The sequence below is a fragment of the Streptomyces sp. yr375 genome, assembly GCF_900110755.1.
Classification (GTDB): Bacteria; Actinomycetota; Actinomycetes; order Streptomycetales; family Streptomycetaceae; genus Streptomyces.
Map to the genome: position 1 here is coordinate 1 of NZ_FOFF01000087.1, position 9,536 is coordinate 9,536.

At 66.5% G+C, this 9,536-nt stretch carries 9 protein-coding genes and 2 pseudogenes; 5 read left to right on the top strand and 6 right to left on the bottom strand.

Translation table 11 applies throughout. The features are described from left to right. The 4 genes and pseudogenes from BMZ82_RS38425 to BMZ82_RS38435 all read right to left on the bottom strand — a co-directional run. Positions 1-247: transposase (locus BMZ82_RS38425; protein ID WP_143099000.1), on the bottom strand; the 247-nt coding region annotated here is incomplete at its 3' end. 57 nt (positions 248-304) lie between these two features. Continuing rightward, positions 305-529 (bottom strand): hypothetical protein, encoded by a 225-nt coding sequence (locus BMZ82_RS40485; RefSeq protein ID WP_143099001.1) that lies wholly within the window; start codon positions 527-529, stop codon positions 305-307. Further along, positions 526-668, bottom strand: a pseudogene (locus tag BMZ82_RS42940) (glyoxalase/bleomycin resistance/dioxygenase family protein); the annotation flags it as partial. The gene BMZ82_RS40485 and the pseudogene BMZ82_RS42940, both read right to left, overlap by 4 nt. A gap of 50 nt (positions 669-718) precedes the next feature. Then, on the bottom strand, positions 719-4,996 hold the full coding sequence (locus tag BMZ82_RS38435) for an NACHT domain-containing protein (RefSeq protein ID WP_143099002.1): 4,278 nt from the start codon (positions 4,994-4,996) through the stop codon (positions 719-721). 654 nt (positions 4,997-5,650) lie between these two features. On the opposite strand from BMZ82_RS38435, the gene BMZ82_RS38440 reads away from it, so the two are divergent. Both BMZ82_RS38440 and BMZ82_RS38445 read left to right on the top strand, forming a co-directional pair. After that, the gene (locus tag BMZ82_RS38440; protein WP_093782030.1) at positions 5,651-6,112 is read left to right on the top strand and encodes a GntR family transcriptional regulator; all 462 of its coding nucleotides are present in this window, start codon (positions 5,651-5,653) and stop codon (positions 6,110-6,112) included. A 1-nt stretch (position 6,113) separates the two neighbouring features. Continuing rightward, a complete protein-coding gene (locus BMZ82_RS38445) occupies positions 6,114-6,680 on the top strand; it encodes an HD domain-containing protein (protein WP_093782031.1) in 567 nt (188 codons plus the stop codon). On the opposite strand, the gene BMZ82_RS38450 is transcribed toward BMZ82_RS38445, so the two are convergent. Further along, on the bottom strand, positions 6,668-7,141 hold the full coding sequence (locus BMZ82_RS38450) for an NUDIX domain-containing protein (protein ID WP_093782032.1): 474 nt from the start codon (positions 7,139-7,141) through the stop codon (positions 6,668-6,670). The genes BMZ82_RS38445 and BMZ82_RS38450 overlap by 13 nt on opposite strands. 2 nt (positions 7,142-7,143) lie before the next feature. Beyond that, on the bottom strand, positions 7,144-7,902 hold the full coding sequence (locus tag BMZ82_RS38455) for an XRE family transcriptional regulator (protein ID WP_093782035.1): 759 nt from the start codon (positions 7,900-7,902) through the stop codon (positions 7,144-7,146). A gap of 797 nt (positions 7,903-8,699) precedes the next feature. Here BMZ82_RS38455 and BMZ82_RS38460 point away from each other — a divergent pair. From BMZ82_RS38460 to BMZ82_RS38470, 3 genes and pseudogenes are all read left to right on the top strand, one after another. Next, a complete protein-coding gene (locus BMZ82_RS38460) occupies positions 8,700-8,963 on the top strand; it encodes a DUF6284 family protein (protein WP_093782033.1) in 264 nt (87 codons plus the stop codon). Continuing rightward, complete coding sequence (locus BMZ82_RS38465) at positions 8,960-9,292, top strand: hypothetical protein (protein ID WP_093782034.1); 333 nt, start codon at positions 8,960-8,962, stop codon at positions 9,290-9,292. Before BMZ82_RS38460 ends, BMZ82_RS38465 begins: the two co-directional genes overlap by 4 nt. Continuing rightward, a pseudogene (locus tag BMZ82_RS38470) lies at positions 9,289-9,536 on the top strand (integral membrane plasmid transfer protein); the annotation flags it as partial. The gene BMZ82_RS38465 and the pseudogene BMZ82_RS38470, both read left to right, overlap by 4 nt.

Genomic DNA, 9,536 nt, shown 5'->3' on the forward strand with positions numbered 1-9,536 from the left:
CCAGAACCTCGATCGTGGCCTCCTGCTCGCGGACCTTCCGCCGCAGCCGGACCAACTCCTCACGCTCCGCAGTGGTCAAAGCCCCGGCGGGCCCCTCACCGCGGTCGACCTTCGCCTGCTTCACCCACCCGCGCAGCCCTTCCGGACTCACGCCCAGATCCCTCGCGACCTCGGTGACCGTCTTCTCCGAGGACAACGCCAAGGCGACCGCGTCCCGCTTGAACTCGGCCGTATACCGCTTACTCATGTTGCTCTTCTGGCTCACTACCTGTGACTGCTTCCTCCGGGACCATCCGTCCCAGTATCAAGCTGTCCGGCCGGCAGGGGGAACCTCAATGATGCCGGTCTCGATGGCGTGGCGTCGCAAAGAACGCCGCCGGGCTTCCTGGAAGGCAGGATCGTTTGCCTTGACGACCTCCTGCCAAGCTCTTTGCAGGGAGTCGACCGACTCCAGCACGGGCAAGAGGTCGCCATTGACGTGAGGCAACGGCTCTACCTCAACCCATGGAAGGTCTGGCATCTTGTTCACGTCGGCAGCTTAGTCGGAGCAGTTTTGGTTGACATGTGAGATGAAGGGTCGGCCTTGACGAGGTAGCCCCCCAGGGTTCCTGGCTGGGGCCGTGGACCCAGACCTTGTCCCATAGGGCGTAGCAGCAGGTCGTGTTGTTCCCTCACGCCGGTGGTCAGACATGAGAGCCATCCGACTCCCCGCGCCGGGTTAGATCGTCTGCCCGGGAGGATTGCGGGGCTTGGCACGCCACGGGTCGTTGGCTCCGGGGAGACGGCAGTCGAGGACTTTGGCCGCGACAATGGCACCGTACTGGTCGCGCTGTTCCTGGGCGCGTGCATCCTGTCCGTGCTGCAGGTCGCGGATGGTGTGATCGCCTGATGTGTGGTGTCGCTTCCTGCGCATTTCGAGGTTCCAGCGGTCGCAGTCGAAGTAACCGATGAGATAGATGCCTGCGGTACCAGGGGTACGCAGGTAGTCGCGGACAAGCTGGTCGGCCAGGGCAGTGGACAGGTCTCGGTGCCAGCATCCTTTGCATTCGATGACTACGGTCAGTGTGCCGTCGCTGCTGCTGGTGGGCGGGGCCGTGGCTTGGATCTGGATGTCGGTGCGTCTGCCCGGAAACCCGGATCGGTCGACTTGGACCTCGCGGTTGATAACGACGCGGTATCCGCCGATGTCCTGGCGCAGGAGCGCGGCGACCATGTCGCTGAAGTCCTCTTCCCAACACGGCCACCAGTCGGCGTGATCCACTGTCCAGAGGTTCCGGTTCCACAAGTTGACCACAAGGCCGTTGGACCCTTGAAGCACCGTCTGGAGACGGTCGAGGCTGGCCAACACGATGTCCTGGAGATGGCGTGCGTCGGTGACGGTGCGCAGATTGGTGTCTGCGGCCAGGCGCCGAAGTTGCTCCGGTACCAGGGGTGGAGCCTGGAGTTCGGCGACCTCGCGGGCCGTGGCCTTAACGTGCCGACGCAGGTCTGCAAGTTCGGGATAGCGAGTGGCGAGACCGGTCAGCTCACGGACCGCTTCCGGGCTGGTCTTGGAGATCAGCAGGCCCAGCAGGCCTCGGTGGAGGTTGCTGCGAGCGTCGGTATAAAAGCCACCCTCGAACTGATAGTCCAGGAGCCGGGTGATGCCGATGTGCTCGGTAACCATGGTGTACAGGTCAGCGAGGGCAGCCTCGGGCAGCTGGCCAGTCCCGAGCGGCCAGGTTCCCTTGGGGTCGGCGGCGATAAGGCGCTCCAGGAGGGCAGCCAGAACGCCGGGGGTAGCCAGGGTTGCCCTGATGACGGGCCAGATCTCGGGCAGTTGTGGCTGTCCCATCAGCGCCGCGGCGGCGCGGGTCCATCGTGAGCCGCTCCGCGCGGCGTCTCGTTGAACGTCGGGGTCGCTCACTGCGGCGGACACGATTTCTTGGGCCGGCCGGTCTCCCGCCAGCGCGAGTGACGTCAGGACGCCGGCCCACTGCACGTCGGTGCGGCCCGGATCATTGGCCCAGTCTCGCAAGGTCTGAACCGCATCAGGAACGGCGGTACGAGCGAACGCAGTTGCCAGACTGTTCAGTTCCGGCTCGCTGCAACCGTCTAGCGCCTGGTGGAGGAGGGTCGGCAGTTCGTGGCCGACCAGCCGGGCGCACTGGGTGATCAGGCTGTGCTGTAGTGCGGTGTCATCGGAGTCGTGGCAATCATGGGCCGCCAGCGCCACGGCGGCCACAGCCGCTCGACGGGGCTGGTGGTCGAATGCCTCGGCCATGTGCGAGGCATCAAGCAGGGCCAGCGCGGTCAGAGCAGTGGCTGCCCGGTTCCAGTCTGCTGTGGCTGGAGTGGCCGCTGCACCATTGAGGGCTGCTGAGCGGCGGGCGACGATGACAGCCGCCTCCAGCAGCAGACGGTGCAGTTCGCTGCCTTCATGTGGGAAAGACGGGGCAGCAGCCACGACGCCCAGCCTGTCCGGTGACGCTTCACTGCCGTCCGCAGTGCGGTACAGCTCGGTGGTGATGTGCTGCCACAGCCGCTCGGGTGATCCCTCTCCGGTGCTGAGCGCGGTGAGGGCAAGCCGTAGGCGGGCTTCGTTGAATGTAAGGCGGTGGCGCTGTTCTTCCTGCTCGCGCTGTTGCTGGGCTTCTTCCTCCGTGCGGGTGTCCCACCGTGCGGTGGCGGCCATCAGGTCCGGGTAACGCTCGCGCAGTTCAAGGGCGGACGGCAGGTCCGAATCCGAAGGATCGGGCCACGCTGTCACCAGCCACTCAGCGTGCCGGCGTGCGTCAGGGCTCAGTGTGGGCCACTGCAGAGTCCAGTACACCGAGTCGTCGGTGGAGAACAGGGCAGGACTGCCTGACCAGGATAGGAGCCGAGTGACCTGGTGGTCATCACCGCGGTCCAGGACACGCCGGCCCAGCTCTCGGCGGATGCCCGGCCGACTCAGCAGCACCTCGCCCACCGGTTGCGCAAGCTGGTGCCGGTCGTCGAAATCGGCACGTCCCGCCAGGGTGAGCAGGGCATCGGCGACTTCGTCGAGTCGTCTGTTCCGTTGTGCAGAGTCGTTGTTGGTCTCGTCTTCGTCGAAGAGCGCGATCGCCTGCGCGAGAATGCGAACTGGCAGTCGCACGGACAACTGCGACTCGCCGGGCAGGGTCAGGCCAGCCCGGGGGTGCCGCGAACCCAGAGTCCGTGTCGCCCACGCTACGGCTTCGTCGATGTCTTCGGGTCTCAGCAGGTTCGGAACCTTATGGATCAGGAGCCATGCGGAGCGGACATGCGTGGGGTCATCGGCAGGTGGGATCAGGTCCAGAAATTCGGGCAGCCGCAGATGCTGCGGCCACAACCGCTCCAGTGCGGCCGCCGCCAGGTCCGCGTCACCGCGCCAGGCCAGCGCCCTCAGCAAGGCCAGCCGCTCCGGGTTTTGTTCCAGGACCGGCAGCCGGCCCAGGTCCGCATCGTTGTGCCCGGCCAATGCCCTGAGGCGGGCCACATGGTCCGCGTCCAGCTCATCGCCGACTGCTTGGACGGCCAGGCGGCGCAGTTTCGGATCGGTCCCCTGCGTCTCGGCCACTGTCAGCAACTGGTCGTTGAGCTCAGGCAGTTGGCAGGCTCGCGCGATGCGGAGCACTGTGGAGAGCAGCGGAGGTGCAGTCGGGAGAGACAGGTGAGGACGCAGCTGAGAGGACAGCCCTGGGTGCTTCAGGCGGTGCAGCAACCCTCGGTCCAGCTGGACCGTGTCATCGCTGGACACTAGAGCGAGGAGCCGGTCCACCACAGCCTCGCGCTGATGATCGCGGAGTGCCGTGAGGTCAGCCAGCAACAGCACTTCGGGGTCGTACCGCAGGACTTCGGCGAACAGCTCCGTATCGTCCACCACCCGCCACGCGGCCACCTCGCGGTGCCGTGCCACAACATGACGGGACGTTCCGTCACCGATCCACAGCAACTGCCCCTGCGCAGCGTCGTGCATGTGGTGCCGTGCCAGGAACTGGGCAGCCAGGTACTGCTGGTAACTGTCATGGGCGAAGGCCCAGCGACGCAGCCCGACCTCGACCATCAGCCCGGAATCCACCAACGCCAGCAATTCCTTCATCCCGCAGTGGTAGGAATCCCCCGCCGCGCCTGGCTCGTCACCGCCGTCAAGATCAGCCAGTGCCACGTCAGCCTCAATGGCACTCGGGGTGTCATGGACCGCCGCATAGTGGCCGAACTGCATGGCGGCGGCCACTCGGCTCGCGAGTGCCGTCAGGTGATCGGGGGCCAGCGGACTTCCGTCGCGGTGGCCGTGGGAGCTCAACTGCCGACAGGCAAGCCGGTAGGCGTCAGCCACCGTCGAAGGCAGGCCCCATCCTTCCCGCTCGGCTTCCAGCAAGGGTTTTAAGGTGATCGGAGACCAGGCCAGAGCCACCGCACCCTTCTGCTCCAGCCGCCGAGTGACTCTACGGCCGTCGAGACCTTCCCAGGCGGCAGCCGTCTCCACGTCGGACCGGGTCAGCGGCGTCACACCAACTACCGAGACCTCCTCAGGCGCCCACAGCGACTGGAGATGCCCTTCCAGACCGCGGGGCCACCGGCCCGAACGGCAGGCGATACGCAGCCGTAGTCGACTTCTCCGCTCACGGCCGAGCTCTTCCAGACAGCCGACCAGAATGTCATCCAGAACCCCGAGTCGGTCCAGCCCCTCGTCAAGGCTGTCCAACAGGACGTACCCCGGATCACGCTCAGAAGCCCGCTCCAGGACTGCGCCCAAATCCCTCCGCGCGCCGACCGCCTCGTAGAACCGTCCCCGCGCACTCAGGTCGACCAGCTCCACGACGTGCCCCTCGGACTGCAGCGCCGCGGCTTCCTCAATGATCAAGTCACTCTTGCCGCACCCACGCTCGCCCAATACCACAAGCAGCTTATCCTCGCGTCGACCGGCAAGCGGGACCTCTACTCGCGCCCACGGCAGGTCTACCAGCCAGCCAAAGCGGTCAACTTGGGGCGCCGAGCCAATCGCATGCACACGGCGGATCCAGGGGTACCGACCCCCGTCCTCCCCAACCTCGCCCATGCCGCTCGCCCCGTTCATATCCGCAGACATTACGCGCGGCATGACCCCATGGGGACCAGAAGCACCGGACCGTTCTCCACACCTGGAGACAGCGCACGCTACCCGTCTCCTTGCTCGCGTTCGCAGCCCATACGAGCGCAAGGCGACTCACCCCACGCGCACGGCCCTGCTCTCGCGCCATGTCGGATACCCAACAGGAAAACCGACTGGCACATAGGGGACTTTTAGGTAATCCTTCGTTCCCAGAATGTTCCCATCCGGACGCAGAAAAGGCCCTCCATGATCTCCACGGAGGGCCCACATGCTTCTGACCTGCACTTTCTTGAGCCGCCTTCGGGATTCGAACCCGAGACCTACGCATTACGAGTTGTCCGATCTTGGTCCGGGGCCGTCCGTGGGCGTCGACGAAACGGCCCTATCCCCTGGTCAGAGTGGGTCCCTGGACTTCGGTGGACAATGGCGGACAGTGCCGGATCGGGCGTCGGTTGAGACCGCAATTGAGACCACCCGTAGACCGCGCGCTCGGCTTCCTCGCCCCTCTCCGCATCGGTCGACGGACGTGCGACTCTTAAGACCTGACACCGGGCGAGTAGAGAGGGAGAGCGTGTGTTGGAGCAGTCCAGCCCCCGGGGAACCTTCCTGAAGGTCGCGGACGCGGTGAAGACCCGGATCGACGCGGACCCGGACATGTCGGAGCTTCCGTCCGCCGCTGATCTCATGCGCGACTACAAGATCTCGCGGGGCGTCGCCCTCCGCGCGTTCGGGGTTCTCCAGAAGGACGGTGTGGCCGAGCCGGTACGGGGGGGGCGGTGGCGCGTCGTTCGGGCGGGAACGTCAGTCGACCGCCGCCCGCTCGATCAGCGCGTTGCGGACCTCATCGCGGATGAACATCTGGAAGTCGGAGCGCCGTTCCCCAGCACATCAGTACTGGCCGACCGGTTCGGGGTTTCCCGGCCCACCATGACCAAGGCGCTGGACAAGTTGGAGGCCGCCGGCATGCTGGCGAGCGGAGGGCAGGGCAAGGTGCGGACGGTCCGCGCCCTGCCGATTCGAGAGGAGCGGTCGTAGCTTGTCGGACCTGTTGGAGTGGGCGTATCCCCTGGCTGAATCCGTGCTCGCCGAGCCCTTGCCCCGGCGGTGGAAACACTGCCTCGGGGTCGCCGAGCGGGCGCGCACCATCGCGCCGATCCTCGGGCAGGACGCAGAGTTGATGGAGGCCGCCGCCGTGCTGCACGACATCGGTTACGCCCCGGACCTCGCCAAGACCGGCTTCCATCCGCTCGACGGTGCTCGCTACCTGCGCGACGTCGCGAATGCCGACGAACGGGTCGTGAACCTGGTGGCTCACCACTCGTGCTCGTGGATGGAAGCCGAAGCGCGCGGCATGCGCGAAGAGTTGGAGGCCGAGTTCCCGCGCGAGAGCGCGCACCTGAACGACGCGCTCTGCTACTGCGACATGAACACCACGCCGGACGGGACTCCGACGAACCCGATCGACCGGATCAACGAGATCACCGGCCGGTACGGTCCGGAGAGCCTGATCGGGACGTTCATCCGGCGCGCGGAGCCGGAGATCCTCGACTGCACGTCACGCGTGTTCGAGCGGGTCGCGGCCACCAAGCGTCAGCCGATGTAGGGAGTCGTCCGCGTCCGGTCCATGGCGTGCTCGATGCGGAGCCGCATCGTGGGGTGGATATCCAGCGTCATCAGGTCCGCCGGGGCAACCCAGCGGACCTGTGTCGTCTCGCTACTCGTACGCGGCTCGCCGCCGACCGGGCGGGCACGGAAGCAGATGCTGAACTGCTGGCGGACCTCACCGTCGTCGTACTGCATCACGTGTCCGGGATCCGTGTAGATCCCGGACACGTCGACGACCTCAGCCTCGATGCCGGTCTCTTCCCACACCTCTCGGACGACGGTGTCGCCGATGGACTCACCCACGTCGTGCCCACCACCGGGCAGTGCCCAGCGGCCGTTGTCGGACCGCCGGATCATCAGCACCTGCTCCACGTCGTTCTGCACAAACGCCACGACGGAGGGCACCACCGAGTTCGCCGGCGGAGCCTCGGGGTCGTGCAAGTAGTCGATGCGTCCCATGGTCAGGCTCCCGTGAAGTCGCTTTCCGTGATCGCGCGGGAGTTCTCCCACGTGTGGTCGATGCTATTCGCATACGTATCGAACAACCCTCCGCCGGGCAGGCGGCGCAGATGCAGGGCAGGGGCCATGTACGCTCCTACGCCGTAGACGTGGGGGTTTACAAGCATCTCGCCGTCAGAGCGGTAGATGGAGTTGTAGAGGGTCGAGTCGTGCAGCCGGAAACCGACGCCCGGGTGACTCTTCATCAGCGGGCGGTACAGCCACAGTGCGTTACGGATCTTGCCGTCCATGATCTGGTGACCCTCGTCTATCCCCCGCTGCCGGACCGCCGCGCAGCCCGGATCCCCCAGCAGGATGCGGACCCGGACGCCCGCTGCCACCTTGGCCTTCAAGAGGTCGTGGAACACGGGGTCCTCCGAGAGGAACAACCCGGAGTAGACCAGCACGTCAAGGTGCTCCTGCGCCCTGTCGTACATCTCCCGCCAGAAGCCGGACGGGACGGTGTGCCGGTGCGGGAACACCGTGGCGATCTCGGCTTTGCTCAGATCCGTCGCGGTCTCCACCACACGGTCGTCCGCCCATAGCGTCGTGACGTCGACCTTGAGCACCTCAGCCGTGGCGTACTGATGACGCTGGTACGGCACCTTTCCCTGCGTGATCCAGCGTTCGACGGTCTTCGGGTTGACGTCGATCGCTTCGGCCAGGCTCTGAACAGTCACGTTCCGGGCCAACATGGCTGACCGCAAGCGCTGGTTGGACATCTGCACCCCCCGGTGGGACGTCTAGGGACTTCTTGACGGTAACCAGAACTCCCCAAGCTGTCTACGGACGGGGTGCCCAACTCCCCTGACCTGCGGCGATTCTGAATGTGCGCCAAGAAGTACCGGCGCGAAAACCAAGCGGGTCCGCTGAGGTACTTGACGGGCCCCCATGCAGTACCTGTAAAACAGGTACTGCAACGAACGCCCGGAGGGCTCTGAGAGGGGCTCGAAGGAAGCGCAGGCGTTCCTTGACAACTCAACAGTGTTTCTAGTTGACGGGGTGTGAGTCCCCGTCCCCATGGCGGATGGGTGAAGGCCGCCGGCGGACACATTCCTGCGCGTCAGCTCTGGAGAACAGTCCTGGGGATCATCCCTCCATTTCTGGAGGTCAGCCCCTGGATTGCCACCTGATGCGCTTCCGCCCTGCTGTCGCGTCAGAGCAGTGATGATGACGCGCCCGGTGCTGTGGCTCGGGACCGGTCCGCTGTGGCAAACGGAGGGCTGGTGAAGCCGTGTCCCCTTCCAGCCTTTGGAGGTCGGCGTGTGCCGACGACATCGATGGGCGTCGCCGTACGGACCGGCGGCCGGCGCCTGAGCACGTAGGTCCGATCCCTGGCCTCGCAGCCCTCTGCTGCGGCCGGCTGCCTCTCCTTCCCGTCCGGCCAGCGCTTCGTGCGGTGGTCGTACGGGAGGGAGCGCGGGGAGCCGGATTCCGGTTTCAACGGCGCGCGGCCCCGGAGGTGCAACTCCGGGGCCGCTGTCGGGCCGTTCCACCCTTCGAGAGGAACCACGACCCAATGAAGTACATCGTGACTGTTCAGGACGCTGTTACCGCGTTCGCGGACTGGATGGAGCCGACCAGCGCCGAGCTGGACGCCATCGCGCAGGAGACGCCGCTGATCGAGGCGGAGGTCGAGTTGCTGGACGTGCAGATCAGCCTGCTGGACCTGCCGGTCACCGCGCTGGACGGCCGCCGTCTGCGGCGGGCCCGGCGCAAGGTGCTCGCCGTCCGTCGCGACCTGACCAACCAGGCCGTGGCCGGGACGGAGATGGCCGCGTGAGCGAGACCCTGACCCTGGACGACCTGGCCGTGCCGCTGCGCGCGCTGCGCCTGCTGGTGGCGGACTTCGGGCACCTGCCGGCGCCGACCGTGAGCGTCTCGCCCATCTACCCCGACCGGTTGGAGCTCTCGCTCCACTGCGGCCTGCCCGGCTTCGAGGCATGGCGCAAAGCCCTGGGCGTCTCGCCCGAGGACGTGACCCACCACGTGCAGAGGGACGGCCAAACGCGCGTTCTGCGCACGGTCGCCGCCTACGCGGGCGCCGAACTGGAACTGGTCGGCTACGGCGACGTCGACGTCCCGGTCCTGGTGGAAGCGGGTGCGGCGTGAGCGGCGTGGAGGCGCGACTGACGGCCGCGCACGCCGAGGTGAAGGCGGAGATCGCGCGGACGGACACCAAGACGGGCTTGTTGCTGGCGTTCGTCGGCGCGGTCCTGGCCGGCGCGTGGACGGTCGCCCGTGACCTGCCCCTGAACCTGCCTGCCTGTGTGGCGGGCGGGGTGGGGATGGCGCTGCTGATCGGGGCGGCGGGCCTGTTGCTGCGGTCGGTGCGTCCGAATCTGCGGGGCGGGCA